We start from the raw sequence: 26396 nt of genomic DNA on the forward strand, positions 1-26396 counted from the left end.
GATCTCACCCGGGGCGAAAAACACGCGAACGATTTGACGAGGGGCCGCTCCCGCGCCCCAAAGGGACGCGGGGAACTGCGCGACCAGCCACGATGCGCCCGCACCCGGCATCCGACAGGCACCCGTTACGGCGAGATGCCAAGGTGTTCAATATGCCCGATATGCAACGCTGGGTGGCGTTCCGGGAGTCCCCCTTCCTCCCCGCCACGGTCCTCGTCCTCATCCTCGCCGCCGCGGCCGGCCTTTTCGCCGGTTCGTACACGTACGCCATGGCCAACCCGACCCCGCACGGCATCCCTACGGCGGTCACCGGCCACTACGGCGACCCGGCCGCCCGGCGGTTCATCGACGGCATGGAGGAGGCGCTGGACGCCTCGATGCGGCTGCGCCCGTACGGCAGCCGGGACGATGCGGTACGGGCCGTGGACGAGCAGCGGGTGTTCGCGGTGCTGGACGTGCCCGCCGGCGGCCGGACGATCACCCTGGACGTGTCCGGGGCGTCCGGCGCGACGGTCGCCCAGGTGCTCGGGCAGGCGGCGCAGCAGGTCGGCGAGGCCACCGGGACCACCGTGGCGGTCCGTGACCTCAAGCCGTTGCAGCCGGGTGACCCGCGCGGGCTGGCCATCTTCTACATCACCCTCGCCGCCGTGATCATCGGCTTCGTAGGCGCCATCCAGCTCAGCGTGCACGCGCGGGAGCTGAACCCGCTGGAGCGGATCGCCTACACCGTCGCCTACTCGGTGCTCGGCGGGTTCACGATCGCCGCGGTGGTCGACTGGTGGCTGGGCGCGGTGCGGCTGCCGTTCGTCGAGTCGTGGGCCATCCTCGCCTTCACGATGTTCACGTCCGGCATGGTGTTCACGATGTTCAACACCCTGTTCGGCCGGTGGGCCATGCTGCCGACCTGGGGCCTGATGGTGCTGCTGGGCAACCCGTCGTCCGGCGGTGCCGTCTCCTGGCCGCTGCTGCCGTCCCTGCTCGGCACCATCGGCCGCTGGCTGCCGCCCGGCGCCTCGGTGAACGCCCAGCACACCGCCGTGTACTTCCGCGGTCACCAGCACGCGTTCCCGTTCCTGGTGCTGGCGGGCTGGGCGGCGGTCTCCTGCGCGGTCTTCCTGATCTGGCGCCACCGTCACCCGGGCGGGCGCCCGGTCGGGCCGGCCGCGGAGGAGAGCAGGGCTTAGGAGACGCCTTGGGCGGGCGGGGCCGCCGGGGCGGCCTCGGGGTGCCTGCGGGCCGCGCCGTCGCCCAGCGCGATCGACCTGGCGGTGTTGGAGACGGCCTTGATGCCCAGGTAGGCCGTGGTCAGGCTGGTCACGGCGGTGAACGCGGCGGTGAGGATGCCGACGATCACGCCCTTGTCCCCGTCGAGCTGCCAGACGCCGACGATCGCGACCACGGCGATCGCGAGATTGCTGGCGATGACCGCGAACAGTCCGTACCGGGCCCGGACCTTCTCCAGGTCGGTGTCCCGCCCGGCTCTGTCCTCGTTCCGGCTCATGTTCTCTCCCCCGTTCCCGCGCACCCCGCGCGACGAGGCCGAACGTAGTGCCGGGGCGGGCGCGGTGCCAAGCGGTCACGGCGGGACAGGGCCGGCCCGGGTCAGGGCCTCCCGGGCGGCCGGTGCCCGTCCGCGCCGCTGTCCAGGAGGGCGGCGACGGCCCGGGGCGACCAGTGGCCGTCTGCGCCGGGGCAGGAGGCGACGTAGGAGGCGACCGCCTCGGTGTCCCACGCCCCGGCGGAGAGCAGGCCCGCGGCCAGGAAGCGGACGTAGGCGGCGGAGGGGGCGACCCACGGGACGTCGTTCATCCCCCATGGCGCGGTGAACGTGAGCACGGGCAGACCGTTCACCTGACCGGCGCAGACGAGGGTCTCGTAGCGTCCGTCGCCGAGGACGGAGCGCCCGCGCGTGAGGACCTCCGCCAGGTCCAGGTCCCCGGCCGGCCGCCGGTACATCTCCTGTGCCGCGATGTCGGCGAACTGCCCGCTCGTCACCAGGTGCGCGCGGGCCAGCACCCGCCCGTCCGCGTCCGGGTCGTAGAAGGCGCGCCCACCACCCCAGACGGCTGATTCGGTGGCGAAGTACAGCGCACCGGTCAGCTCCACCGGGATCGACCGGGCCGGCATGGCGGGGTCGCGGCACCCCGGGTAGTCCCGGCCCGCACCGGGCGGACGCCCGCCCTTGATGTAGGCGGCGAGCCGGTCCAGGTGGGTGTTGGAGCCGTACGAGGTGTACCAGACCCGCTCGGGATACCGGTCGAGCGGCAGCGTGGGGTCGATGCTCGGTAAGGCCTTCACCGTGGCGGCTCCGTGGGCGTACCGGGGGCTTGGCGGGTGGCGGGCATGGCGGGTACGAAAGAGCCCCTCTCCGCGAACGGAGAGGGGCTCTGCCCTGGTCAGGGCGGTTGTGGCTGGGGCCGGGGTCGAACCGGCGACCTTCCGCTTTTCAGGCGGACGCTCGTACCAACTGAGCTACCCAGCCACGGTGTTTCACGTGAAACACCAGCGGTCCTGACGGGATTTGAACCCGCGGCCTCCACCTTGACAGGGTGGCGAGCACTCCAAACTGCTCCACAGGACCAAGCGTGCATGCAACAGTGTCGCACACGGTAATGCGTGCCCCCAACGGGATTCGAACCCGTGCTACCGCCTTGAAAGGGCGGCGTCCTAGGCCGCTAGACGATGAGGGCTATCGGCCCGCCTGGGCGCTTCTCAGCGCGTCGGGGACGTGAGAAGCATATGGGATGGCGAGGGGTATCGCCAAAACGGGTTTACGGAGAGGCGCTGGGAGGGGTGGCGGAAGGGGAGTCCGAGGGGGCGGTGGCGCCGGGCTGGTTCTCGTCCACCAGATGGCGGCTGACCTCGGCCGTCGTCAGGCCCAGTCCCCCGAGTTCGATCGCGTCCCAGGCCTGGAGCCGGCGGCTGTCCCGGTCGAAGTAGAGGATCGAGGCCTGGATCGGGGCGGGGTGCTCGCGCTCCACCGCCCGCAGCCCGCTGCCGCCGGTGGAGCCTTCCCTCCGCAGCCGGGTGCCGTACGGCAGCATCTGGGTCCCCTCGTGGTGCAGGTGCCCGCAGAGCACCAGCGGCACCTGGCCGTCGGTCTCCTTGGCGGCCGTCGGCTCGTGCGCCACCGCCACGTCCACCGGGGTCCCGGCCGCCTGCTGGTCGCGCAGGGCGCTGGCCAGCCGGGCGCCCGCCAGCCGCTCGGCCGCCTCGCCGCCGGGCACCGCCGAGCGGTCGGGGGTGAACTGCGGGTCCCCGATGCCCGCGAACCGCAGGCCCCCCACCGTCACGGCCCGGCCGTCGTCCAGCACGCGCACGTTCCGCATCCGCTCCAGGTAGCGCTGGGTGGTCCGGGAATCGTGGTTGCCGCGCACCCACACGTACGGCACGCCCAGGTCCCGGATCGGGTCCAGGAAGCCGTTCTCCGCCGCCGAGCCGTGATCCATCGTGTCCCCGGAGTCCACGATCACGTTCACCTGGTACTGCTTCACCAGCGAGCCGATGATCTTCCAGCTCGCCGGGTTGAGATGGATGTCCGACACGTGCAGAACGCGGATGGTGGTCGGGTCGGGGCGGTAGGCCGGGAGGGTGGACGTGGCGTCGTACAGCTTCGTCACGTTCGTCACCAGGCGCGCCAGCTCGTGCTGGTAGACGTCGAACTCCGTGACGATGCTGCGGGCGTTGCCGACCACGGACGGCGCCGAGGCCAGCAGCCCGGAGAACCTCGGCTCCAGGACCGACTTCGGGTTCCAGGTGGCGTACGCCGACGCGCCCGAGGCGGCCAGCAGCGCCAGGGCCAGCCCGCCGGCCGCCAGGGCCCGGCGCGGGCGGCGGTAGACGGCGAGACCGAGGGCGGTGGCCCCGAGGACCACGGCGACGCAGGAGCGTACGGCCAGGTCCCGGGTGCCGTGCTCGACGTCCCGGACGATCTCGTCCTGGAGCCCGGAGATCCGCTCCGGGTGGTCGACCAGGGCCTGGGAGCGCGGTGGGTCCAGCCGGTCCACGTCCACGTCCAGGCGGACCGGGGCCGCATGGCTGTCCAGGGAGAGCGAGCCCAGCGGGGACACGTCGATCCTCGTGCCGCCGGTGAGGGAGGGCCGCAGCGCCATCGTCGTGTCCACCGGGCCGACCGGGACCCGGACGGCGCCGACGACGAGCAGGCCCAGCCAGGCACCGGCCAGCACGACGGCGGCCATGCCGAGGACGCGCGCCCAGGGGCGGGGACGCGCGGCGAGTTCGAGACGGGGGAGCGGTCGGGGGCGGGCGCGGGGCGGGGTCCGGTTCGGCATGCTGCTCGGGGCTGCGACGGGGACGCGGGCTATTGATGCCGTATTCCCACGTCAAGGGCTGGATATGCGGCGTGGTTCCCGGACAATGGCCGTGTGCTGGAGATGACGCGCGAGGAGTTCGAGGAACTGGTCGCCGAGGCGCTGGACCGGATCCCGCCGGAGCTGACGCGGCTGATGGACAACGTCGCGGTGTTCGTGGAGGACGAACCGCCCGCCGACGATCCCGAGCTGCTCGGGCTCTACGAGGGGACACCGCTGACCGAGCGCGGCGAGTGGTACGCGGGTGTCCTGCCGGACCGGATCACCGTCTACCGCGGGCCGACGCTCAGGATGTGCGACAGCCGCGAGGACGTGATCGCGGAGACCGAGGTGACGGTGGTGCACGAGATCGCCCACCACTTCGGCATCGACGACGACCGGCTGCACGCCCTCGGGTACGGCTGAGCCGCGCGCCGCGCCGTGCGACCGACGGGAGCGCGGGGCGCCCGGGTGAACGTGGGGCGGCGGGTGCCGCCGTGCGCCCGGGGCGTGCGCGTGTCCTCTTGCGGGCGGCGGGAGTTGGGGAGGTTGACTTTCGTCCCCGCCCCCGGAGGTGGCCGCCGTGCGCCCCTTGTCCGTACCCGTCCGTCTGGCCGCCACGGCACTGGCCGTCACCGCCGCCGCCGGCTGTGTGAACGTGGGCGACGGCGCGGGCCGGGCCCGCCCCTCCCACTCGGCGGGACAGCCCGCCGGCGAGGTACCCGACGGCGGCCCGGCACAAGGCGTGGGCGGACCCGTGGAGGCGGGCGGGACCGGCGGCGGCGAACACGGCCACGGCGGCAGGGCGAAGCCGGGGGAGTCCGGCCCGGCGGCGCCCGTACCGTCGGGCGAGGGCAGCGCCTCGGGCGCACCGCGGAAGCCGGGCAAGCCGGGGAAGCACGGCGAGCCGGAGGAGCCGGACGAGACCGAGGCGCCCGGCGGCCCGGCGCCCACCAAGGCGCCGCCCACGCCCCCGGCCGGCTCCGCCCCGCCCGTACCGCCGGCCACCACGGAGCCGCCGCCCGCCACGGAGCCGCCGTCGGCCGAGCCGTCCTCGTCGGCGCACGAGGAGACCGGGCCGCAGCTGGTCCAGCGGGAACCGGCGCCCGCGGCGGGCGTGGCGGTGTGACGCCGTCCGCTCCGCCGGTCCCGGTCGGCCACTGTGACGTGCGTCTATGCCACCCGGTTTGCCTTCGAGGGGGGTGGGTGCGTATGGTGGTAGATCGTTTGATCCCATTTGCCCGGCGCCACCACAGAGCGCGCCGTGTGGCGCGTACTCTCCTTTGCCGTGGCGGACCGCATCGAGGCGGTCGTGAGCGAATCACGGAGTTGACGGGCGCGTGCCGACGAGACTCCGGAAGGTTTCGCATTCGCATGTCCGTGTCCAGTACTGACCAGATCGTCATGTCCGAGAACGAGAACGAACTCGACGTGACGAACGAGGTCACCGAGGCCCCCGAGGCCGCTGACACCACCCCCCAGACCACCTTCGCCGACCTCGGCCTCCCCGAGGGCATCGTGCGCAAGCTCGCGCAGAACGGCGTGACGACCCCCTTCCCGATCCAGGCCGCGACCATCCCGGACGCCCTGGCCGGCAAGGACATCCTCGGCCGTGGCCGCACCGGCTCCGGCAAGACCCTCTCCTTCGGTCTGCCGACCCTGGCCCTGCTGGCCGAGGGCCGTACCGAGAAGAAGCGGCCCCGCGCCGTCATCCTCACCCCGACCCGCGAACTGGCCATGCAGGTCGCCGACGCCCTCCAGCCCTACGGCGACGTCCTGGGCCTGAAGATGAAGGTCGTCTGCGGCGGCACGTCCATGGGCAACCAGATCTACGCCCTGGAGCGCGGCGTGGACATCCTCGTCGCCACCCCGGGCCGGCTGCGCGACATCATCAACCGCGGCGCCTGCTCCCTGGAGGACGTGCGGATCGCCGTCCTGGACGAGGCCGACCAGATGTCCGACCTGGGCTTCCTGCCCGAGGTCACCGAGCTGCTCGACCAGGTCCCGGCCGGCGGCCAGCGCATGCTCTTCTCCGCCACGATGGAGAACGAGATCCAGACCCTGGTCGACCGCTACCTGAAGGACCCGGTCTCCCACGAGGTGGACGCGGCCCAGGGCGCGGTGACGACCATGTCGCACCACATCCTCATCGTGAAGCCCAAGGACAAGGCGCCGGTCACCGCCGCGATCGCCTCCCGCAAGGGCCGCACGATCATCTTCGTCCGCACCCAGCTGGGCGCCGACCGCGTCGCCGAGCAGCTGCGCGACGCCGGGGTGAAGGCCGACGCGCTGCACGGCGGCATGACCCAGGGCGCCCGCACCCGGACCCTGGCGGACTTCAAGGACGGGTACGTGAACGTGCTCGTCGCCACCGACGTCGCCGCCCGCGGCATCCACGTCGACGGCATCGACCTGGTCCTGAACGTGGACCCGGCCGGCGACCACAAGGACTACCTGCACCGGGCCGGCCGTACCGCCCGCGCGGGCCGTACCGGCACCGTCGTCTCGCTCTCCCTGCCGCACCAGCGGCGCCAGATCTTCCGCCTCATGGAGGACGCCGGCGTCGACGCGGCCCGCCACATCATCCAGGGCGGTGCCGCCTTCGACCCGGAGGTCGCCGAGATCACCGGCGCCCGCTCGATGACCGAGGTCCAGGCCGAGTCCGCCGCCAACGCCGCCCAGCAGGCCGAGCGCGAGGTCGCCCAGCTCACCAAGCAGCTGGAGCGCGCCCAGCGCCGCGCGACCGAGCTGCGCGAGGAGGCCGACCGGCTGGTGGCCCGGGTCGCCCGCGAGCGCGGCGAGGACCCGGAGACCGCGGTGGCCGAGGCCCAGGCGACGGCCGCGGAGCAGCTCGCCGTGGCCGAGGAGCCGGCGGAGCGCGAGACCGAGCGCGAGGAGCGCCCGGCGGCGGCACCGTACGAGCGCCGGGAGCGGCGCGGTTCCGAGCGCCGTGACGACCGTCGCGAGGACCGTGGCGACCGCCGTTCCTTCGACCGGGACCGTGGTTTCGAGCGCCGTGACGACCGCGGTGGGCGTGGTTTCGAGCGCCGTGACGACCGGGGCGACCGCCGTCCCTTCGACCGTGACCGTGACCGGGACCGTGGTTTCGAGCGCCGTGACGACCGCGGTGGCCGTGGTTTCGAGCGTCGCGACGACCGGGGTGGCCGTGGCTTCGAGCGCCGGGACGACCGTCGTGACGACCGGGGCGACCGCCGCCCCTTCGACCGTGACCGTGACCGGGACCGTGGTTTCGAGCGCCGTGACGACCGGGGCGGCCGTGGCTTCGAGCGCCGGGACGACCGCCGGGACGACCGGGGCGGCTTCCGCCGCGACGACCGGCCGGGCTTCCGCCGTGACGACCGTGGCGGGCACCGGGGCAGCGACCGTCCGTTCAACCGCGACCGCCGCGACGACCGCCCGGGCTTCCGCTCCGGCGGCCACGACCGCCCCTACGGCCGTCGTGACGACCACCGCGGCACCGGCGGCTCCTTCGGCCGCCGCGAGGACAAGCCGCGCTGGAAGCGCAACGGCTGACACCGAGTGAGCTGACGCGAGGGCCCGTACGACACCGGTCGTACGGGCCCTTCCGCATGCCTGCCGAGTGGCGCATATCACACCGGCGGACAGGGAATTGCTGGGGACATGGCAGACGACGCGCGTGTGACCGGACAGCGGGCGGCGCCCGGCCCGTCGGACGAGGAGCGGCTGGCCCAGCTCGGCTACACCCAGGTGCTCGCCCGCCGGATGTCGGCGTTCTCGAACTACGCCGTCTCCTTCACGATCATCTCGGTCCTCTCCGGCTGCCTGACCCTGTACCTCTTCGGCATGACCACGGGCGGCCCCGCGGTGATCACCTGGGGCTGGGTCGCGGTCGGCCTGATGACGCTGTTCGTGGGCCTGTCGATGGCCGAGATCTGCTCGGCGTACCCGACCTCGGCGGGCCTGTACTTCTGGGCCCACCGGCTGGCGCCCGCGCGGTCGGCGGCGGCCTGGGCGTGGTTCACGGGCTGGTTCAACGTGCTGGGCCAGGTGGCGGTGACCGCGGGCATCGACTTCGGCGCGGCCTCCTTCCTGGGCGCCTACCTGAACCTCCAGACCGGGTTCGAGGTGACCCCGGGCCGCACGGTGGCGCTGTTCGCGGCGATCCTCGTCCTGCACGGCCTGCTGAACACCTTCGGCGTCCGGATCGTGGCGTTCCTGAACGCCGTGAGCGTGTGGTGGCACGTCCTCGGGGTCGCGCTGATCACCGGCGCGCTGGCGCTGGTCCCCGACCACCACCAGCCGGCGTCCTTCGTCTTCACGCGCTTCGTCAACGAGACGGGCTGGGGCAGCGGCCCGTACGTGGTCCTGCTGGGGCTGCTGATGGCCCAGTACACCTTCACCGGCTACGACGCCTCCGCCCATATGACCGAGGAGACCCGGGACGCCGCCACGGCGGGCCCGAAGGGCATCGTCCGCTCGATCTGGACGTCCTGGATCGCCGGCTTCGTGCTCCTGCTCGGCTTCACCTTCGCCATCCAGTCCTACGAAGCGGAACTCGCCTCGCCCACCGGCGCCCCGCCCGCCCAGATCCTCCTGGACGCCCTCGGGGCCACCGCCGGCAAACTGCTCCTGCTGGTGGTGATCGGCGCCCAGCTGTTCTGCGGCATGGCCTCCGTCACCGCCAACAGCCGCATGATCTACGCCTTTTCCCGGGACGGCGCGCTGCCCTTCTCCCGCGTCTGGCACACGGTCAGCCCGCGTACCCGCACCCCCGTGGCGGCGGTCTGGCTGGCCGCGCTCGGCGCGCTGGCCCTCGGCCTGCCCTACCTGATCAACACGACGGCCTACGCGGCGGTGACGTCGATCGCGGTCATCGGCCTGTACATCGCCTACGTCATCCCGACCTTCCTGCGGGTCCGCAAGGGCGCCGCGTTCGACCGCGGCCCCTGGCACCTGGGCCGCTGGTCCGGGGTGATCGGAGTGGTCTCGGTGACCTGGGTGCTGGCGATCACGGTCCTGTTCATGCTGCCGCAGGTCTCCCCGGTCACCTGGAAGACCTTCAACTACGCCCCGGTCGCCGTCCTGGCCGTCCTCGGCTTCGCCGCGACCTGGTGGCTGGCGTCGGCCCGCCACTGGTTCCTGACCCGCCGACCGGCCCCCACACCGGCCGAAAAGTGACCAACACGCCCGCCCCACCGCCCCGCGACGCGGCCGTGTCCCCGATACCCGATCGGCGACACGGCCCCGTCCGGCTATGCTCGGACAAGCAACATCGCCCGGGCCCTTAGCTCAATTGGCAGAGCAGTGGACTTTTAATCCATTGGTTGTGGGTTCGAGTCCCACAGGGCCTACCAGCGGCGGGGGAGGGGAACACCCTCTGACCTGCTACGCAGCGTCCAGGTCGGCTTCGGTCGGCTCGGGCGCTGCGGCGTTTTCGGGACTCTGCGTGAGCGATGCGTGAGCGGATGTTCGATCAGAGCCGCACGTTTGGTGGTGCTGACAAGATCCCTCGCGGGTTCGTCTGCGAGGCTTCGCAGCGACGCGGCGCCTCTCGCCCCCAGGGTTGCGGTAGCCGACAGACCGGCCGCAGCCGAAGCACACTAGCTCATCCGTCGTTTTCTCAGCCTGCAATGTCAGAGCAGCAGCCCACGCCCTCCCACTCGTCTGCCATGGCTGAAGGCAGTCGACTCAACACCAGACTTCAGTGGACCACTGCGTGCGGGACAGCCTGATCCCACGCAGCTTTAGGCTTGGGCACGTGCACAACGCTTAAGCACGAGAGGGCTCCTGCTGATGGCCAAAGAGATCACCGATGCTGTGACACGCTGGGACATCTCAGCGGCAGATCTTCCCGAGACGGTGCTGACTGCACCAACGGGCGACCGCGTGTTTCTGCTCCCCGACTCAAGCATCGACGGGATGGCCGTCTACCGAGACGACGTGGCTGGCCTGATCAAGACACTGCGACACCGTGGCGTGGACATCGACTTCGCATGCGCGCGAGAAGACCGCCGCTATCTCAGTGAGTACGGGGCCACCGAGGTGGTGGCCACCATCGGCATCGCTGTGGCCACCACGCTCACCACCGAACTGGTCAAGAGCATCGTCCTGACTGCCTGGCAGCGGGCACGCTCCTCACTGGGGCCCAGCTGTCCTGATGAGGAGGTCGATGAGGCGCGTGTGACGGTCAAGATCGCTGAGATTGTACGGACCGAGAACGAAACGGCCATCCGGGGGCTGGAGATCACCAGTCGGCTGGCAGACATCGAGAACCTCATCCAAGCGGCCGTGTCCGACCCGGCACGTGCCGAGCTTCCCCCAGTAGACCCGGACGATGCCGCTCCGGAGGACACCACCGGATGAGAGTCTCCGGCCTCGTCATTCGCACCGGGGTACCTTTGCCCCCGGCATCAGGCCCTGTGCGCCTGGCCATGATGCACCAGGACGGCGTAACAGCTCTGCGGGAATCCATGCGCCTGTACGGGCAGTGCTGTCGCAGCATCTCCCTCACCTGGGGCCTGTCCCTGGCCCACCTTCCCTCCTGGACATCGACGACAGAGGAGATCCACCGCCGCGGACTGTGGACGATGAGCGCACAACGGGACTTCCTTATCCACGTGTGGTCGCAAGCCCGGCGCCAATTACGAGCCAACATCGCGGCGCGCGCCCTGTTCTCTCCATGGCCTAGCGGTCAGCCCATTTCCGACCGGCGGGGCCACCGACAGTACCTGGCGATGGCGCGTTCTCTGCACCTGCCGCGCGACACGTCCCAGCTCACCGATCCGTGGAGTGACCTGGAAGCGGCAGCACACATCTCGCTCGCCCGTGCAGTGGACGCCTACAACTTCCTTGAGGACAGCGAGCTTTCCGAACTCGCTCACCGACACGCTCACCACGTCGCAGCCCTCGTAGGCGGACTCTTCGGCTGCAGCATCGAGTACTCCGACGACACTTACTGGGACGTATGCCGACTCTCGCTCATGCACAGCAGATGGGGCATGTCTGCTGGCTTCACCGCGACTCGCAATTGTTCCTTGTGCGGGCAGGACATCGATTCCTGTCCGCACCTGCTCGATACCCGATACGACATAACCGTGCGGCGTGACGCTGACAGTGCGTGCAACGTTTGCGGTCGGCTCAGCTGTCCACACACCGATGGTGAGACCGTCTCCGCCTTCCCGCGGCCCGTTATGTCCCAGTTGCAGCTCCACGAAGTGAGTTTGGTGTCCCGGCCCAGAGACCCTCTGGCCCGCCTCGCCAAGATTGAGTTGAGCCGAGACGACCTCCGGCGCGGCTTGGGAGAAGACCCGATGGGGAGAGACGTTTGTTGCTACCGATGCCTACACCCCTGCAGCGGATTTAGTCAGCTGCCGAACCGGGACTAGGACCTGTCCTGTGTGGAACCCACGGCACAAATAGACGCCGCCTCAGCGGTTGCCCTGGTGGCCGAAGCGCCCTCGTCGGCGCGATCGGAGTGATGGAGATCCATGTGCGGTTGAGGGGCCCCAGCAGCTCCAATCGGTGGCAGCTTCGGATGCGGCGGTCGACGTGTCCGTCCCACACCAGAACCGTGTAAGCCATCCGGCGGCGCAGGTCGGGAAGATAGGGACCCGCCAGCGCTATTGCGCAGGGCCGACAGGGGAGGGAGGCGCTTCCAGAAGCTCCTCGATGGCCGCTACAGCGTCGGTAAGCCGACGGTAGACCTGTGCCGAGCGTCCCATGCGCTTCAAGCCGCGCTGCAATGGGTCGCGCATGTGCTTCTCGCAGACAACGAAGTCCGCGTACCCGGCTGCACAGGACAGGTAGACCATGTCCGTCAGATCATTCCGTCGCCACGTGGTGCCCTTGTTGAGGTGCCGGCTCTGCAGCATTTCCCGGAAGAGGCCGACGGCCGGAGCCTCTCCGATGGCGCGCACCCATCCCTTGAAGCCCCACTGGTGGAACAGCTCCTTAGGAACGCCTGCCGCAGCAGCCTCTTCAGCCAATTCCTGCTGTAGGTCCTTCACGAGGTGGATGTCGATGGCCCTGCGCTTCTGCTGTGAGTCCTGATCCAGCTCGTCCAGCCAGTCACTGAAGCGCTGGCTCGCCGCCATCCACCCGGTGTCCGGTCCCTCCTCGACCCGCTGGGTGTCGAGCATGGCATCAATGGAAACGCAGGCAGTGAGCAGCGCCTTGGTTTGGAAAGCCAAGCGATTCTGTGGCGTTGGCGTTTGCGCAACACCAGCCCACCGGGTGGGGGCGTATAGGGCGTCCGGGTCGAGAGTGAAGACCGGGGCGGAGCATACTCTGCCGGGCCGGTCCATTAGGTGGCAGAAGGCATCGTGAAGCTCGTTCCGCCGGACCTGCAACGGATCACGCATCTGCCAGCCGCGGCTGTACTGCAAGATCGTTAGTCCGAGGTCGTAGCGCTTGTCCGTGCTGAACCGCTTGCTGGTCTCGAAGTAGTGGCCAGCAGAGGCAGGTAGGACGATTCGACGTTGGTCCACCCACTTCTTGAGCTTTTGGGCAGCGACCCGGTCCACCTCGCTGCTCTTCTCTGCGCCGCGATCGGCGTTGCTCAGCAGGCTCCACTGGTTCTGGTCGAGGTACACGACGAGCCGTCTTGCCAGCTGATCACCGGCCCCTTCCAGCGGCATCTCAAAGAGGGCCTGATCGCCGCTCAGAGTGGTGGCGAGGAGTGCTCCGTAAGCCGGGGTGAAGTCGAGCCGGGATAGGACGCTCGTGTCTTCGAACGGGGACGGGTCCAACGGAAGCCGGGCCTCCTTCCCGTCCGAACGGGTGAAGATGGTGCACGCCGCCGCGCGGTCCATCGTGATCAGGGTGATGGACGGGTTGCTCTCGTTTTCCATGACAGCAATGCTGCGCGGTTCTTCTCATGATGTGGCCTGATTATTTTCTGCGACCTTGCCAGGGCGGGCGCGTGGCACTAGTCGGACCGCTGCTTCAGCTGCTGCCTGGTCGACCTCAGGGAGCAAGCTCGTGTACGTGTCCGAGGTCAGCGTGATCGTGGAGTGGCGAAGCGTTTCCTTGATCGTGTGGAGGTCGCCGCCACCGCCATGGGTGAGGGTTGCCGACACGTGACGTATATCACGAAGGGTTATTGGCGGTAGGTCAGTGCGGGCCAGGATCTGCCGGAAGGTCTCCGACGCGGTCTCGGGGCGGAGCCAGGCGCCCGACCGCGACCGCATGACCGCCGCGTACGCCGCACTGCCGACATTGGCAGCCGGAGCGGTACGCGGACAGGTGTCCAGCCCGCCCCTGCGACTGCCGACCCGCAACGTCGGCCGTGCTCCGGCCGTCGTGCCGCACGTGCTCTCGATCGGCGAGCACAACCCGGACGCCATCCTCGACCTGGACGACCTCGGCGTCATCGCCGACTCCCGACGCTTCTACCTGGTGTCACTGTCCACCGGCCGGCTGATCGAGCCGACGGTCATGAACGCGGTGGAACTCAGCAGCGCCACCCACCCACTGGTCCGCTTCGTCTGCGAACTGCACCGCTCCCACACCACCATCCTCACCCCCTTCGCCTGGGGCGCGGCGGGCCGGCTTCCGTTCCTGCCCGAGATCCGCGTCGGCCGCACCATCTTGTCCGCCGCCTGCTGGCGGCTGCGCGCACGCGACCTGCGCGAAGAAAGTGACGACGGACGGGACTGGCTGTTCCGCTTCACCGACTGGCGCATCCGCAACGGCGTTCCCCGCACCGTGTACGTCGGCGGCAACGACCAACAGCTCCGGCTGGACCTCGACACCCCCACCCACCAGCAGCTCCTGCGCATGGAACTGGAGCGCCACCCATCCGTGGTGCTGCAGGAAGCGCCGGACGAGTCCGCGTTCGGCTGGCTGGGCCGCGCCCACCAGGTCACCGCATCCTTCGCCTCCGACCAGGAGCCCTCCCCAGCCTCCGTCTGCCGTGCTTCGGTCGTCGTGAGCCGGTACTCCGGTCGGCTGCCCGGTGCCACCGAGTGGGCGTACCTGAAGCTGTACTCCAACGCCGATCGGGCACCCGAGATCCTGATCGTGCATCTTCAGCGCCTTCTTGCCGACTGGGGAGACGAAGCTCCGGCATGGTGGTTCACCCGCTACGCCGACCCCGACAGCCACCTGCGACTACGGCTCCGCCTGCCAAACCAGCACGCCTTCGGCGACGCCGCAAAGCGCGTCGCCACATGGGCAACAGAGATGCGCGCCGAGGGCCTGCTACACCGCGTGCAGTGGGACACCGACGAGCCGGAGACCGGACGCTACGGCACCGGCCCCGTCCTGGCAGCCGCCGAACGCTTCTTCGCCGCCGACTCCGCCGCCGCCGTCGCGCAGATGGCCCTTCCCCTCCCCGACAGCCTGCGGCCTGCCCTCACCGCCGCCAGCTTCGTGGACATCTCCGACGCCTTCCTCGGCTCCCCAGCAGCCGGCCGGACCTGGCTGACGACGAACCTTCTGAAGAGCGACGGCGCCGCCGCCTCACGCGACGTACTCGCCGAAGCTATCCGCCTTACCAGCCCAGGCCGTGACTACGCCGCCTTGCTGGCCCTGCCCGATGGCGACGACGCCGCCCTGTCCTGGACCCTGCGCCGAGACGCCCTGACCGCGTACCGCCAGTCCCTCAACGCGATCGGCGCCGACCCGGCCGATGTGCTGCCGTCCTTCCTGCACATGCACCACAACCGCACCGCCGGCATCGACCCCGACGGCGAAGCCACCTGCCGCCGCCTCGCCCGCGCTGCCGCCCTGTCCTGGACCGCCCGTACCCAGGGAGCACTGCGGTGACCACCGCCCCGCCCGTTCCCGCCACCGACCTCGCCACCCGGCAGTCCCTCGCGCACGGCCCCCTCGGCCCCCTGCTCGACGGAGACCGCGCGAGCCTGTTCCTCGGCGCCCCCGCGATGGCGTACGTCCTGCACCTGGCCGCCGCCGACAGCGAGCGCTACGCCGAAGCCCTGAACACCCTCGACCACGTCGTGGCTACGCACACCCGCCGTCGGCTGGCAGCCGCCCACGCCCGCATCGACCAAGGCCGCTACGCCAGCTTCGCCGAGTACGACCTGTTCCGGGGTCTTACCGGGCTCGGCACCCTGCTGCTGCGTCGCCGACCGGACAGCGAAGACCTGAAGGCCATCCTGGAGTATCTGGTGCGACTCACCGAACCTGTGGCCGGGCCCATCGGGCAGCCGCGGCTCGGCTGGTGGGTCGGGCACGCCCCCGCCAACCACAAAGCGGCAACGCCTGGCGGCCATGCCAACGTCGGCCTCGCCCACGGGATCACCGGCCCACTCGCCCTGCTTGCCTTGGCCAAGCGCCGCGGTGTCACCGTGGATGGCCACGACACCGCCATGGTCCGCATCTGCCGCTGGCTGGACCGCATCCGCCACAGTGACCACCGCGGGACTCGCTGGCCGCGCTGGATCACCGAGACCGGCCCCGCACCCCTGCAACCTGCCGCACCGTCCTGGTGCTACGGCACCCCCGGACTGGCCCGTGCACAACAGCTCGCCGGGCTCGTCCTGGCCGACGCGGACCGCCAGCGCATGGCCGAACGCGCCCTTCTGTACTGCCTGGCCGACTCACACCAGGTCGACCAGCTCGTCACCCGTGGCCTGTGCCACGGAGCCGGCGGACTCCTGCGCACCGTCCAACGCGTCGCCGAGGACGCCCAGACCCCCACCGCGTTCACCGACCGGCTCCCCGAACTCCGCGACCGTTTCCTCGCCCTTCCCGCTCCGGAAGCGCCCGGCTTTCTCGAAGGAGCGGCCGGAGCGACCCTGGCCTTCCAGAGCGCCGAACCGGGCTCCGGGCCCGCCACCGACTGGGACGCCTGCCTGCTCCTGTGCTGAAGGGACGACGACGTGAACCCTGCGGATCCCATCACACTGGAGGACGCCATCCTGTGCGTCCTCACCGGAACACCCGTCGAACAGGCCGCCACCAAGGCGCGCACGTCTCCGGCCCGACTGGCCGACGCGGCCGAGCGCTACCGCGCCGCCGGCCGGGCCACACTCGACGCTCGGCCCGACAGCTGGCACCAGGTGAACATGGAGTTCGCCGACTACCCCACCGCGGAACGCGCGTTCCGCGCCTACGTCCTGCCGGCCCTGCGTACAGGACCGGTCGGGGCATGGTGGTTCGTGCGCAAGTACCCCTGCTGGCGACTGCGCGTCCGTCCCGGTCCGGACGCCCAGAGGGAGGACGCCGTTGAGCACCTCACCGAAGCCCTCGCCAGCACCCGGGCTTGTGGTGTGGCCGAGCGATGGTGGCCCTCCCGATACGAACCTGAAACCATCGCCTTCGGCGGCCCTCACGGCATGGTGCTCGCCCACACCCTGTTTCACACCGACAGCACCGGCGTCCTCGCCTACTACCAGCACGCCACCGACGGCACCAGCGGGCTCCTGGGCGCCAAAGAGACCTCCCTGCTCGTCACCAGCTTGTTCCTGCGCGCCGCTGGGCTGGAATGGGGCGAACAGGGAGACGTATGGGGGCAGATCGAGGTCAGACGGCCCTTGCCCGACGACGTGTCCCCCGACCAGGTCAGCGGCATGGTGGACCCATTGCGGCGGCTCCTGACGGTGGACGCCGGCCCCCTGCTCACGCACGGTCCCCTGACGCCCCTGCGGACCTGGATCACCGGCATGGAGCGCAGCGGCTGCACCCTCGCAGATGCCGCACGCGCGGGCAACTTCCAACTCGGCCTGCGCGGCATCCTGGCCCGCCACATCCTCTTCCACTGGAACCGCATGGGCTTAACCACCCGCCAACAGGCCATCTGGGCACGCGCCGCACGGGAGGCAACCCTCGGCCGCTGATGCGTTATTGCGCACAGGCCAGGACGATGAACCTTTCAGTTCGGTGCGTGGTATCTCGCTGAGTGCCACCCTTGACAGCCTCCGGCTGTCCTTCTTCCTTGAAGGGCTGATCCTCGAACTGGAACGCCAGGTTTTGCATGGCACCAAGGTGCATGAGGAGCAGGCGGCCTCTCGTTCTTGGTTTCAGGGCATAGCGTCGACGCCGACCGGAGTTCGATGAGACCGGAACATTGCGAGGCAGACGGTGGCGAACCGGCTTCGGCAAGGACTTGGTGTGGTGGTGGAGGAAGTCCTTGGACTTGGGCTTGCAGTGAGGACGCCCGCACCGCATGGGTAATGGCACGACTGGCGCGGCATCCCGAGGAGCACGTGTACGCGGTGCGGCACTTGGACAGCGAGGAGAGCGATGGCTGATCAAGGCGAGTCAGAGAAAGGGGTGCTGCCTCATCGAGGCAGCACCCCTTTAAAAAGCTTCCCGGCGGCGACCTACTCTCCCACGAGGTCCCCCTCGCAGTACCATCGGCGCAATCAGGCTTAGCTTCCGGGTTCGGAATGTAACCGGGCGTTTCCCTGATGCTATAACCACCGAAAACTGTGCGGCATAGCGTTCCCGCCAGCGCCTTCGTGGAGATGATACACGGTTCACCGAGCCGCGCGTCGGGAGGCTACGGGTGGTGCCCGTCTCCGTATGGCCCGGTGTAGCGCGACGGCTGGTCCCTATGGCGTTACGGACCTCACCACGGACGGCTATCAGGCTTCGCCCGCGCCCGGCATCACCTCGTACCAGGCCAGTTCGTGGAGCGGCTCCGCGGCAAACCAAGCCCACGTGCCGGAGGCGAGGTCCTTGAGGCGTCGCCTCGCCGCATCAGAATTGCGTGACTCGAACGCTGTGAGGAATGAGCAACGGCCTTCCGCAATATTCTGTTTCGCGGCCCATTTAAGGAGCGCTGCCCGCCTAGCCGCCGTGACGACCCCGTCTGAAGCGGCAACCTCAATGATCCAAAACTGGACCGGATCTGCGCCGATATCGGCCATGATGACGTCAGGGAGAACATTCTTGACATCAATTGTGATACCGAGGCCCTGCAAGGCTATCTCCTCGCCGAGATGAACCTTGTCTCCCGGCTCAGAGATGGCAAGGACGACGGGCTTCTGCATCCGAGCGTCGGCCCAAGTTTCCACGACACCTTTGACGATCAGGGAAGCCGTGCCCGGTTCGAGCGTGCGAGTAGCCCCTCCGCTGTTGGGAAGAAGCACAGTGACGGCATGTTCGGCGGCCTCAGCCTTCAGCGCGAATGCCGCCTTCAACCTGGCTCCCGCATCCAAGTGCTTGTCGCGCCAAGCGTTCGCCGCCTTCTCGAAGTCCTCGTCGGACAGGTCTGGATCAAAGAGGTCGGCGAAGTGGTCGAGAAGCGCCCAGCTGGGCTGGCTGCTCGCAGTCGGCAGGCCGGCGCGCTTGCGGATGGCGGCGTGAGAGCGCCACTCCCTGAAGGTCTCGTCTCGCAGCGTTTCCCGTGAGTTGTCCCTGTAGGACGGTTGAAATGGCTCGTTCCACGTCTGCTCGTGGAGGGCGGCTACGTGCTTGTTGCCCTTCGCCGCGGCCGTCCGCCAGGCTATGCGGTCGGCGTCCTCAGAACGAGCCAAGGCGCCCTTGGACATCCACAGCACGGTCGTTGGGCGTGCCCACTGAACGGCGTCCGTTGGGTCATCAGCGCTGCAAACGGCGTCGACGTAGATCAGAGCCGACACGGCCATCGCAGCGAGCGGCGAGGAGAACACCGGGTCGAACGCAGCCCTCGGGAAGACCACTTGAAGTCGCCTCTCGGCTTCCTCTGGACTGATGAGCTTCCTCAACTTCAGGCTCCTGTGGGTCGGTAGGCGGCGGCGACCGCTGCTTCGAGTGCATCTCCCTCAAGGTCATTCCACTTCCGCACTATCTCGCGGTGCGGCATGGGGATGGACTCAAGCTCGTAGGCGCTGAGCGCAACCGAGCCGGAGATGCAGCGGACAACCTTGTCCATCGTCTTGGTGGCAAGCAAGCGAGTCATGGCATCAGGCGTCAGCACGGAATCAGCACCGGCAGAGCACCGCAGCACGTTTACGTGGTTCTCGACAGTGACTCGGCCGTCGCGGGCGTCCAGATCTGCCTGACTGAGATGTGCGGCAACGAGCCGACGTGATTGTTCCGGGGCCGTGGTGCGCTGGACCAGCACGGCAGGGCTATCTAGCACCATCACCTTGAGGTCAGAGGCGGCGGTGAGGGCCAGGAACCGCATGGCATCCCGCGCAGGATCACGATGTAGGACTCCGCCGTCTAGGTCCGCAGCCCAAATCACATGCGAACGATTGGGACCGCCGGACGGGTACAGGTCGCTGCTGCGTCGATTCCACACGAGCGGGCCTGTGGAGGCGCGCCAGCCCAAGGACCCCAGAGACTCTTCCATGGCTGATGCTGCGGCAGCGATGGGCGCATCGTCGGAACGGCGTGGAAGAACCCAAGGTTGCTCTGTCCTCTGGGTCTTAACACTGGCGATGGTGGTCTCGGAGCTGCCAAGACTGCTGATCCTGGTCTTCCTGCGCTTCCGCCTCTCGAACGTAGCCAGGCATGTTTCTTGAAGCACAGATGTGAACACGCCGCTGCGGTCCTCCACGAACGCCACAGCGCTCATGGCCGCCTCTTGGCTTATGTGATCGCGCAGTTTGCTGAAGTAGCGTCCGCTGGTGAAGCTGGTCGGAACCAGCGCGGCTAGGACACCCTCACCGTCCAGGGCATCGATAGCCCTAGCCATGAAGAGCCCGTACAGGTTTGCGTGTCCGTATAGGACGTGGGCATAGCGCTCGCGCTCAGCAGGAGAAAGCCGCACGCGACCATATGGCGGGTTCATCACCACAACGCGCACAGCGCCTGCAGGCATGTCCAGGCCGTCACCAACGTGGGCGAGTGCGGGTAGTGGCTTGCGAACAGATGCAGGGACTCGGGCAAGAGTCGGCAACATCTCCGCTGCTAGCACCACGTTGGCAACCCACACTGCAGCTTCGTCGGCGTCCACCCCGCGAAGGAGGTTGGGCAGGCCGGCCAACGTGAGCGCAGGATCGACATCGAAAGCTGCCCGCAGGTGTTCCCGCAAGGCTGGCAGTAGAAGGGCGCCGCCGCCGCAGGCGGGGTCAAGCACTAGACCCGTAAGCATTCGGTTGCTGGGGGGCAGGCCAAGGCTGTCACGAGCCATTCCCCACAAATGGACGGCGAGCTCGCGTGGCGTGTAATGGCGACCATGGCGCGCCCGCGTTGCTGCCGACAGGGCTTCCACGTACGCCGCACCCACCTGCTCTGGCCCGAGCGTCGACAGGTCGGCTGGCTCCACGGAGCCATCCATGATCGCAGCGGGCGGACGCGCCTGGAGGGCCTGTTCGATATCCAGCCACGCCCCGTCGAGCCCAGCTGCGGAAGCACGCGACTTCCACCATGCTGCAAGGCCGGCGAGCACTGCTGCAGCGCTGGAAGTCAGCCCTGCTGGCCGGTCCGTCACCTCGTCTCGGGAACCTCGGGAACCCAAGGGCCGCGCCGTAGCGTTGCTCACCTTGGCTTCCGGCAGCGCTGCGGCAGCGAGCAGTTCCGGCATGAAAGCGGTGCTCCTTCAGAGGTAGGGCTCGACGCAACAGTAGCGACCTGGAACAGGTGTGTCCGGGAAAGGCTTGTGCTACCAGTGCCAACTACAGGCAACCGAGACTACTGCGATGCGCCAGCGTTATGGCTCGGTTATGTCTAGTTCGATTGGGGACGGGTGGGGCCGGGAGCTGCGGTGGCCGGCGAGGCCAGCCGGCGCTGCTCACCTGTTGGGTTCATGGCCAGAGGTCTCCCTCTCACCGCTGTCCGTTAGCGGGTGGTGCATCCAGCGAGGTTCCGCACGTCAGCGGGTCAAAACCGGCCAACTGGTAGCCGGTTATGGCGCATAGCCAGCCGCTGGTCCTATGCAGACTTGCGGGTGGCTACGCTGCGTGCCTAGAAGATCTCGAAGAGTGGGCAGATCTGGACAAGAAGGAGGACGCTTGAGCACTCATCTGCGCTTTGCACCGGAGATCCTGATTCGCCTGGGTGAGGAGCTCATCCCCCACCCAGATCTCGGCGTGATCGAGTTGGTGCGCAACGCATACGACGCGGATGCGACGAAGTGCATCGTCCAGCTGCACAATGCCAGTCAGCCGGGCGGGACCCTCGTTGTTGAGGACGACGGCGACGGTATGACCGTTGAGGACATCCGGGATGGGTTCCTACTCATCGGGAGGTCATCGAAGCTTGGTGCCCCGGACAGTCGATCCAACCGCCGACGGATTGGCGAGAAGGGCCTGGGGCGGTTGGCAGCCCTACGCCTTGGTCGCCGAGTCGAGGTGATCACGAGACCGCGTAGCGAGCCGGGCCTGGAGCACGTGCTTGTCATCGACTGGTCTGACTACGAGTCGGTTACGTCGGTCGAAGATGTTGAGCTGGCAGTCTCCACCCGATCAACGTCAAAGCCTCCGGGTACCTCGTTGACCGTTCACCGGCTAATGGAAGGGTTCGACAACGAACAGATGGAGCGGCTTGCACGCGCCATGCGGCTGCTGACCGGGTTTTTCAATGACGAAGACACGGGCTTCGCTGCCACGCTCATCGCTCCTCAGTTCGAGAGAATCTCGGAGGCGGTTAATCGGGGCTTCTTCGACGAGTACGAGTACAAACTCGAAGCCCACCTGGATGAGCAGGGATACGCCAGTACGATCCTGTACGACTGGAAAGGGAATGTGGTCACAAGGGGTGAGCATATTGATGTAGTGCCCGATCGCCGCAGAGGGCGTCTGCAGCCTCCTTTGCGATACCAGGCGCCACCAGCATCTTTCGAGCTGTGGATGTTCTTGCTCAGCAAGCGCGCCTTTGACCTCCGTGGATCAAAGCGACGGTACGTTGAACTACGTCCTTGGCTAGCGGTGGTGGGTGGTGTCCACGTGTTCCACCGTGGGCTTCGCGTTCATCCGTATGGTGACCAAGGATCAGACTGGCTAGACCTCAACCTTCACCGGTCGCGCAGTCCGGAGCTGCGACCCTCTACTAACACCAGCATTGGTCGGCTTTCGGTAGAGGATCCGGATGGGATGCTTCTCCCTAAGACGGATCGAATGGGGTTCCAGGAGAATGCTGCCTTCATTGAGCTAAGGCAGTTTGCCGCAAGTGCTACAGACTGGGCAGCGCGTGAACGGAAGAGGATGCGAGATCGTGAGCAGCTAGCGGGTCTTGCTCCGACTCGTCGCGCCGATCAAAGTCTTGCTTACAGACAGAAGACGGAATCCGAGGAGACTTTAGAGGGCGGGTCTGCGGGGCTTGGGCCGCAGGATCAACCGCCGACGCCGGAGCCGCCTCTGCCCAAGCAGCGACAGAAGCTGGCGTTGCCGGCGGTGCTGCCTGAGCGTTTAGCCTATCGGGCACTCGCCACAGCCGGGATCTTGTCTGTCGCGTCCGTACGTGAGTCCGTCGCGGTTGGTGACGCCGGCAGTTTGGCTGCCGACGGAGCAGCCGAGTGGGTTGCCCTCGGGGCACGGGCGGCGCATCCGGATAAGTTCCGGGTTGCGGCACGTGACCTCAATGAGGCTATCGGCGACGCGTTGGGCGCAGTGCGCGGCCAGCTGGAGCGTCACGGGGTCTCTCTCACGCTAGACCTCTGGGGGGAGCCGGTTCGGGTCGCCGCGGCCGCTTCGGATCTGGAAGCGATCGTTTTTAACCTCTCTCTGAACGCCGTCAAGTCGTTTGAGCGAGCTGGTGAGATGTTGGGTGGGCGCGCCGTGTTGGTGCGAACCCACGTTGATGGCGGGCAGGCAGTCGTCGACTTCTCGGACTCGGGTCCGGGTGTCGACGACGTTGACCTGGTTGAGATGTGGCGACCGGGCGTGGTCGGCCGGGCATCAGACAGCACTGGGCTTGGGCTGACGATCGTTCGGGACGCCGTCGCTGACATGCGTGGCACACGATCCGTGGATGCCCACGGAGAGCTGGGGGGCGCGACCTTTCGCATTCGACTGCCCTTGTGGCCCGACCAGGACTGATCTTGGGCCACGCAGGAGGGGCTCTTCCCGAGCAGTTTGCGTGAGCGATGCGTGAGCGGATGATGCGGCACGAGCTGTCACGAGCCGCACGCATCACGTCGCATGCACTCTGACCAGATGATTCCGGACGCCGAAGAACCGTCCGGAACCACCCGGCAAGCTTTGGCCAGGACTTTTAATCCATTGGTTGTGGGTTCGAGTCCCACAGGGCCTACGGTTCGCGGTCGGGTCGAGTCCAGCCTGACCCGCGGTACGGCGCCCGCGTCGGCTTCGGCCGGCCGGGCGCCGTCTCGTTTCCAGGACGGGCCGCGCCCGTCACCCCGCCCGGTACGCCCGCAGGAACGCCGATACCCCGCCCGTGATCAGACGGTCCTGTTCCGCGGGGGGCAGGGGCTGTACCCCGTAGTGGGTGAAATGGACGATCATGTGGGAGACCAGGGCCATGAAGTGGTCCGCCGCCAGTGGTGCGTCGCCGTGCAGGTCGAGCAGGCCGGCGTCCTCCAGGCGGGCCAACGCCTCGGTGAGCGCCCGGCCGACCGGTGCCGGCCCGGCCTCGTGCCAGGCCGTGAGGACCTCGGGCGGCACGTGGTCGGCCTCCGCGTGGATGTGGCGGACCAGCGCGAAGTGGTACGCGTAGTCGGCCATGAGCCGGATGAGCCCGCGGGCCAGTGAGACCAGGTCGCGTTCGAGGTCCTCGGGGTGCGGCGGGCGCTCGGGGTCCAGCGCGGCGCGCAGGCGGGCCAGTTGGGCGTCCCGGACCTCGCTCGACGTCCAGGTGACGACCGCCTGGAAGAGCTGTGCCTTGCCGCCGGGGAAGTGGTTGTAGAGCGTGCGCGTGGAGACGCCGGCCGCCGCGGCCAGCGCGTCGACCGAGGCGCGCGCGTAGCCCTCGCGGCCGAAGACCGCGCAGGCGGCGCTCGCGATGTCCTGGCGCTTGCGCAGCTTGCGCGGCGACACCTCGCCCCCCGCCCGCTCCCGCCGGGCCTCGTTCGTCTCGCCCATCCGCGCCTCCCTGGCTTCCGCGTGACCAGCCGACTCTATCCGAAGTACAACGACCGTTGTAATTTTTACAACGGTCGTTGTACTTTGACGGCGGGGCGCTCGCCGGACGCGGTCGCCCGCCATCGCATCGCTCAGAGGGGGACAGTCGTGTCCGTCACCGATCCCGTCACCGTGGCCCGCGCCGCCGAGGACTCGCCGCTCCGCGTCGCCGTGATCGTCGGCAGCGTGCGGGAGGGACGTCAGGGCCGCGCGGTCGCCGACTGGTTCCTCGCCACCGCCGCCGAGGCCGGCCCCGACCTCGCCTTCGACCTGATCGACCTCGCCGAGGTGGACCTGCCGCTGGTGCTGCCGGGCTGGGGCGGCACGCCCGCCCCCAAGGCCGCCGCCGTGCTGCGCGAGGTCTCGCCGAGGCTCACCGCCGCCGACGCGTTCGTGGTCGTCACGCCCGAGTACAACCACAGCTTCCCGGCCGTCCTGAAGAACCTCCTGGACTGGCACCTGCGCGAATGGCAGGCCAAGCCGGTCGGCTTCGTGTCGTACGGCGGTCTCGGCGGCGGCCTGCGCGCGGTCGAGCAGCTCCGGCTGGTCTTCGCCGAACTGCACGCCGTGACCGTCCGCGACTCGGTCAGCCTGCACGGCCCCTGGTCCGGGCTCGGCGAGGACGGCGTCCCGCGCGACACCGAGGTGTGCGCGGGCGCCGCCAAGGGCATGCTGGGCCAGCTCGCCTGGTGGGGCCGCGCGCTGCGCGCCGCGCGTGCCGAGCACCCCTACTCGGCCTGAGGGGCGGCGGACACAACAGATGCGTACCGTGCGCTCCGCGAAGTCCGGTCCGGCCCGCGCCGAGGCGCCCGCCGCGTCGGCCGCCGCCCTCTATCGCGTCGTCATCGTCGTGGTCCTCGGCACCGTCATGTCCGTGCTCGACATGACGATCGTCAACGTCGCGCTGCGCCCCCTCTCGGAGTCCTTCGGCGCCCCGCTGGAAACCATCCAGTGGACCGCGACCGCGTACACGCTCGCGCTCGCCGCGGTCATCCCGGTCGCCGCCTGGGCGATGGCCCGGATCGGGGCCAAACGGACCTACGTGCTCGCGCTCGGCCTGTTCACGCTCGGCTCGCTGCTCGCCGCCTGCGCCTGGGACGCGGCCAGCCTGATCGCGTTCCGCGCGGTGCAGGGGCTGGGCGGCGGACTGCTCCAGCCGGTCGGCATGGCGATGGGCATGCGGGTCGCCGACCGGGCCCGGCTCGGCCGCGCGATGGCCCTGCTGGGGCTGCCGGTCCTGGTCGGCCCGGTCGCCGGCCCGGTGCTCGGCGGTTGGCTGGTCGACGCCGCCTCCTGGCACTGGATCTTCCTGATCAACCTGCCCGTCGGCGCCCTGGCCCTGTTCCTCGCGGCCCGACTGCTGCCGACGGACGCCCCGCACGCCCCCGGTACCGACCGGCCCCGGCTGGACCTCCTCGGTCTGCTGATGCTCTCCCCCGGCCTGGCCCTGCTCCTGTACGGCCTCTCGCGCGGTGGCGAGCGCGGGGACTTCACGGCCCCCGGCGCGCTGGTGCCGACGCTCGCCGGTGCGGTGCTCGTCACGGCCTTCGTGCGGCGGGCGCTCACCGTCCGCGCGCCGCTGCTGGACCTGCGGCTGCTGCGGGACCGTACCTTCGCCGCCGGCGTCGCCACGCTCGCCCCGTTCACCTGCGGTTACTTCGGCTCGATGCTGCTCGGCCCGCTGTACTGGCAGCAGGAGCGGGGCCTGAGCGCCACGGCGGCCGGGCTGCTCGGCGCGCCGGTCGGGCTCGTGGTCGGGACGACGATGCAGATCGCCGCGCGGCGGGTCGACCGGGTCGCTCCGCGCCTGCTGATCGCGGCGGGGTGCGCGGTGGGCGCCCTCGGCATGGCCCTGCTGGCCTGGCAGACCGGGACGCCCGGGGCCGCGTCGTGGCGGATCGTCGTCGCGGGCATGGTGATGGGCGTGGGCGCCGGGATGACGCTGATGCCGGCGATGACCACCGCGAGCCGCGATCTGCCCGCGGACCGGCTGGCCGGGGCGAGCACCGCGCTGAGCATCAACGCCCAGCTGGCCGCGTCGGTCGGTACGGCCCTGCTGTCCGTGCTGCTCGGGGCGGCCGGCCCGGACCCGGCCGGCTTCCGGCTCACCTACGCCGTGGCGGCGGCACTGCTCGCCCTCGCGGTACCGGCCGCGCTCCGCCTCCCGGGCGGACGGCAGGGCTGAGCCCGG

The 26396-nt window shown here is 69.2% G+C and carries 20 protein-coding genes, 4 tRNA genes, 1 rRNA gene and 1 pseudogene; 14 read left to right on the forward strand and 12 right to left on the reverse strand.

The features are described from left to right. The first annotated feature begins 152 nt into the window (after window positions 1-152). Window positions 153-1184 (forward strand): ABC transporter permease, encoded by a 1032-nt coding sequence (locus tag Srubr_RS32465; protein WP_189994644.1) that lies wholly within the window; start codon window positions 153-155, stop codon window positions 1182-1184. Here Srubr_RS32465 and Srubr_RS32470 read toward each other — a convergent pair. The 6 genes from Srubr_RS32470 to Srubr_RS32495 all read right to left on the reverse strand — a co-directional run bounded on the left by Srubr_RS32470 (window position 1181) and on the right by Srubr_RS32495 (window position 4292). Next, on the reverse strand, window positions 1181-1501 hold the full coding sequence (locus tag Srubr_RS32470; RefSeq protein ID WP_189994642.1) for an ABC transporter ATP-binding protein: 321 nt from the start codon (window positions 1499-1501) through the stop codon (window positions 1181-1183). The two genes, Srubr_RS32465 and Srubr_RS32470, sit on opposite strands and share 4 nt — an antisense overlap. A 101-nt stretch (window positions 1502-1602) precedes the next feature. Further along, window positions 1603-2298 carry a histone deacetylase gene (locus Srubr_RS32475; protein WP_189994640.1) on the reverse strand — a complete coding sequence of 232 codons (696 nt, stop codon included), beginning with the start codon at window positions 2296-2298 and terminating at the stop codon, window positions 1603-1605. Between the two features lie 110 nt (window positions 2299-2408). Continuing rightward, window positions 2409-2482, reverse strand: a tRNA-Phe gene (locus Srubr_RS32480). A gap of 24 nt (window positions 2483-2506) precedes the next feature. After that, a tRNA-Asp gene (locus Srubr_RS32485) sits at window positions 2507-2581 on the reverse strand. A 36-nt stretch (window positions 2582-2617) separates the two neighbouring features. Further along, window positions 2618-2690: transfer RNA gene (locus Srubr_RS32490), tRNA-Glu, on the reverse strand. Window positions 2691-2771: 81 nt separating this feature from the next. After that, the gene (locus tag Srubr_RS32495; protein WP_189994638.1) at window positions 2772-4292 is read right to left on the reverse strand and encodes a metallophosphoesterase family protein; all 1521 of its coding nucleotides are present in this window, start codon (window positions 4290-4292) and stop codon (window positions 2772-2774) included. A gap of 93 nt (window positions 4293-4385) precedes the next feature. Here Srubr_RS32495 and Srubr_RS32500 point away from each other — a divergent pair, with 93 nt between their 5' ends. From Srubr_RS32500 to Srubr_RS32525, 6 genes are all read left to right on the forward strand, one after another. Further along, window positions 4386-4736: a metallopeptidase family protein gene (locus tag Srubr_RS32500; RefSeq protein WP_189994636.1), complete on the forward strand. Its 351-nt coding sequence runs from the start codon at window positions 4386-4388 to the stop codon at window positions 4734-4736. A gap of 157 nt (window positions 4737-4893) precedes the next feature. Next, window positions 4894-5439, forward strand: a complete 546-nt coding sequence (locus Srubr_RS32505; RefSeq protein ID WP_189994634.1) for a hypothetical protein — start codon at window positions 4894-4896, stop codon at window positions 5437-5439. Window positions 5440-5684: 245 nt separating this feature from the next. Further along, window positions 5685-7844, forward strand: coding sequence for a DEAD/DEAH box helicase (locus tag Srubr_RS32510; RefSeq protein WP_189994632.1), 2160 nt, complete (start codon window positions 5685-5687; stop codon window positions 7842-7844). A gap of 108 nt (window positions 7845-7952) precedes the next feature. After that, on the forward strand, window positions 7953-9470 hold the full coding sequence (locus Srubr_RS32515) for an amino acid permease (RefSeq protein ID WP_189994630.1): 1518 nt from the start codon (window positions 7953-7955) through the stop codon (window positions 9468-9470). Between the two features lie 100 nt (window positions 9471-9570). Next, window positions 9571-9646: transfer RNA gene (locus Srubr_RS32520), tRNA-Lys, on the forward strand. Window positions 9647-10085: 439 nt separating this feature from the next. After that, the gene (locus tag Srubr_RS32525; protein ID WP_189994628.1) at window positions 10086-10655 is read left to right on the forward strand and encodes a hypothetical protein; all 570 of its coding nucleotides are present in this window, start codon (window positions 10086-10088) and stop codon (window positions 10653-10655) included. 1256 nt (window positions 10656-11911) lie between these two features. Here the strand turns inward: Srubr_RS32525 and Srubr_RS32530 are convergent. Continuing rightward, window positions 11912-13141, reverse strand: coding sequence for a hypothetical protein (locus Srubr_RS32530; RefSeq protein WP_189994626.1), 1230 nt, complete (start codon window positions 13139-13141; stop codon window positions 11912-11914). Window positions 13142-13165: 24 nt separating this feature from the next. Then, window positions 13166-13465: pseudogene (locus Srubr_RS41115) on the reverse strand (site-specific integrase); the annotation flags it as partial. A gap of 13 nt (window positions 13466-13478) precedes the next feature. On the opposite strand from Srubr_RS41115, the gene Srubr_RS32535 reads away from it, so the two are divergent. From Srubr_RS32535 to Srubr_RS32550, 4 genes are read left to right on the forward strand one after another with little or no spacing between them, the layout of a single operon-like run. Further along, window positions 13479-15059 carry a lantibiotic dehydratase gene (locus tag Srubr_RS32535; RefSeq protein WP_189994623.1) on the forward strand — a complete coding sequence of 527 codons (1581 nt, stop codon included), beginning with the start codon at window positions 13479-13481 and terminating at the stop codon, window positions 15057-15059. Then, window positions 15056-16123, forward strand: coding sequence for a lanthionine synthetase C family protein (locus Srubr_RS32540; RefSeq protein ID WP_189994615.1), 1068 nt, complete (start codon window positions 15056-15058; stop codon window positions 16121-16123). The genes Srubr_RS32535 and Srubr_RS32540 overlap by 4 nt, the downstream gene beginning before the upstream one ends. A 12-nt stretch (window positions 16124-16135) precedes the next feature. Then, entirely contained in the window at window positions 16136-17092 is a 957-nt protein-coding gene (locus Srubr_RS32545; RefSeq protein WP_189994613.1) for a thiopeptide-type bacteriocin biosynthesis protein, read from the forward strand. A gap of 43 nt (window positions 17093-17135) precedes the next feature. Further along, window positions 17136-17312, forward strand: coding sequence for a hypothetical protein (locus Srubr_RS32550; RefSeq protein WP_189994611.1), 177 nt, complete (start codon window positions 17136-17138; stop codon window positions 17310-17312). 253 nt (window positions 17313-17565) lie between these two features. Here the strand turns inward: Srubr_RS32550 and rrf are convergent. From rrf to Srubr_RS32565, 3 genes are all read right to left on the reverse strand, one after another. Further along, window positions 17566-17682 (reverse strand): 5S ribosomal RNA (gene rrf / locus Srubr_RS32555). Between the two features lie 160 nt (window positions 17683-17842). After that, entirely contained in the window at window positions 17843-18946 is a 1104-nt protein-coding gene (locus Srubr_RS32560) for a BsuBI/PstI family type II restriction endonuclease (RefSeq protein WP_189994609.1), read from the reverse strand. Window positions 18947-18948: 2 nt separating this feature from the next. After that, window positions 18949-20712 carry an Eco57I restriction-modification methylase domain-containing protein gene (locus Srubr_RS32565; protein ID WP_189994607.1) on the reverse strand — a complete coding sequence of 588 codons (1764 nt, stop codon included), beginning with the start codon at window positions 20710-20712 and terminating at the stop codon, window positions 18949-18951. A 427-nt stretch (window positions 20713-21139) separates the two neighbouring features. Here Srubr_RS32565 and Srubr_RS32570 point away from each other — a divergent pair, with 427 nt between their 5' ends. After that, window positions 21140-23164, forward strand: coding sequence for an ATP-binding protein (locus tag Srubr_RS32570; protein WP_189994606.1), 2025 nt, complete (start codon window positions 21140-21142; stop codon window positions 23162-23164). A gap of 315 nt (window positions 23165-23479) precedes the next feature. On the opposite strand, the gene Srubr_RS32575 is transcribed toward Srubr_RS32570, so the two are convergent. Continuing rightward, window positions 23480-24166 (reverse strand): TetR/AcrR family transcriptional regulator, encoded by a 687-nt coding sequence (locus Srubr_RS32575; protein ID WP_189994604.1) that lies wholly within the window; start codon window positions 24164-24166, stop codon window positions 23480-23482. 147 nt (window positions 24167-24313) lie between these two features. Here Srubr_RS32575 and Srubr_RS32580 point away from each other — a divergent pair, with 147 nt between their 5' ends. Both Srubr_RS32580 and Srubr_RS32585 read left to right on the forward strand, forming a co-directional pair. Next, window positions 24314-24946: an NADPH-dependent FMN reductase gene (locus Srubr_RS32580; protein WP_229926651.1), complete on the forward strand. Its 633-nt coding sequence runs from the start codon at window positions 24314-24316 to the stop codon at window positions 24944-24946. Window positions 24947-24965: 19 nt separating this feature from the next. Then, window positions 24966-26390: a DHA2 family efflux MFS transporter permease subunit gene (locus Srubr_RS32585; RefSeq protein WP_189994602.1), complete on the forward strand. Its 1425-nt coding sequence runs from the start codon at window positions 24966-24968 to the stop codon at window positions 26388-26390. The last annotated feature ends 6 nt before the right edge of the window (window positions 26391-26396 follow it).

The organism is Streptomyces rubradiris, assembly GCF_016860525.1.
Lineage (GTDB): Bacteria > Actinomycetota > Actinomycetes > Streptomycetales > Streptomycetaceae > Streptomyces > Streptomyces rubradiris.

What these genes read in the sequence shown, in the direction of transcription:
- Srubr_RS32535 (WP_189994623.1), top strand. Translation starts at nt 13,479, where the DNA reads ATGACCGCCGCGTACGCCGCACTGCCGACATTGGCAGCCGGAGCGGTA.
- Srubr_RS32510 (WP_189994632.1), top strand. Translation starts at nt 5,685, where the DNA reads ATGTCCGTGTCCAGTACTGACCAGATCGTCATGTCCGAGAACGAGAAC.
- Srubr_RS32575 (WP_189994604.1), bottom strand. Translation starts at nt 24,166, where the DNA reads ATGGGCGAGACGAACGAGGCCCGGCGGGAGCGGGCGGGGGGCGAGGTG.
- Srubr_RS32495 (WP_189994638.1), bottom strand. Translation starts at nt 4,292, where the DNA reads ATGCCGAACCGGACCCCGCCCCGCGCCCGCCCCCGACCGCTCCCCCGT.
- Srubr_RS32530 (WP_189994626.1), bottom strand. Translation starts at nt 13,141, where the DNA reads ATGGAAAACGAGAGCAACCCGTCCATCACCCTGATCACGATGGACCGC.
- Srubr_RS32515 (WP_189994630.1), top strand. Translation starts at nt 7,953, where the DNA reads ATGGCAGACGACGCGCGTGTGACCGGACAGCGGGCGGCGCCCGGCCCG.
- Srubr_RS32470 (WP_189994642.1), bottom strand. Translation starts at nt 1,501, where the DNA reads ATGAGCCGGAACGAGGACAGAGCCGGGCGGGACACCGACCTGGAGAAG.
- Srubr_RS32585 (WP_189994602.1), top strand. Translation starts at nt 24,966, where the DNA reads ATGCGTACCGTGCGCTCCGCGAAGTCCGGTCCGGCCCGCGCCGAGGCG.
- Srubr_RS32525 (WP_189994628.1), top strand. Translation starts at nt 10,086, where the DNA reads ATGGCCAAAGAGATCACCGATGCTGTGACACGCTGGGACATCTCAGCG.
- Srubr_RS32565 (WP_189994607.1), bottom strand. Translation starts at nt 20,712, where the DNA reads ATGCCGGAACTGCTCGCTGCCGCAGCGCTGCCGGAAGCCAAGGTGAGC.
- Srubr_RS32465 (WP_189994644.1), top strand. Translation starts at nt 153, where the DNA reads ATGCCCGATATGCAACGCTGGGTGGCGTTCCGGGAGTCCCCCTTCCTC.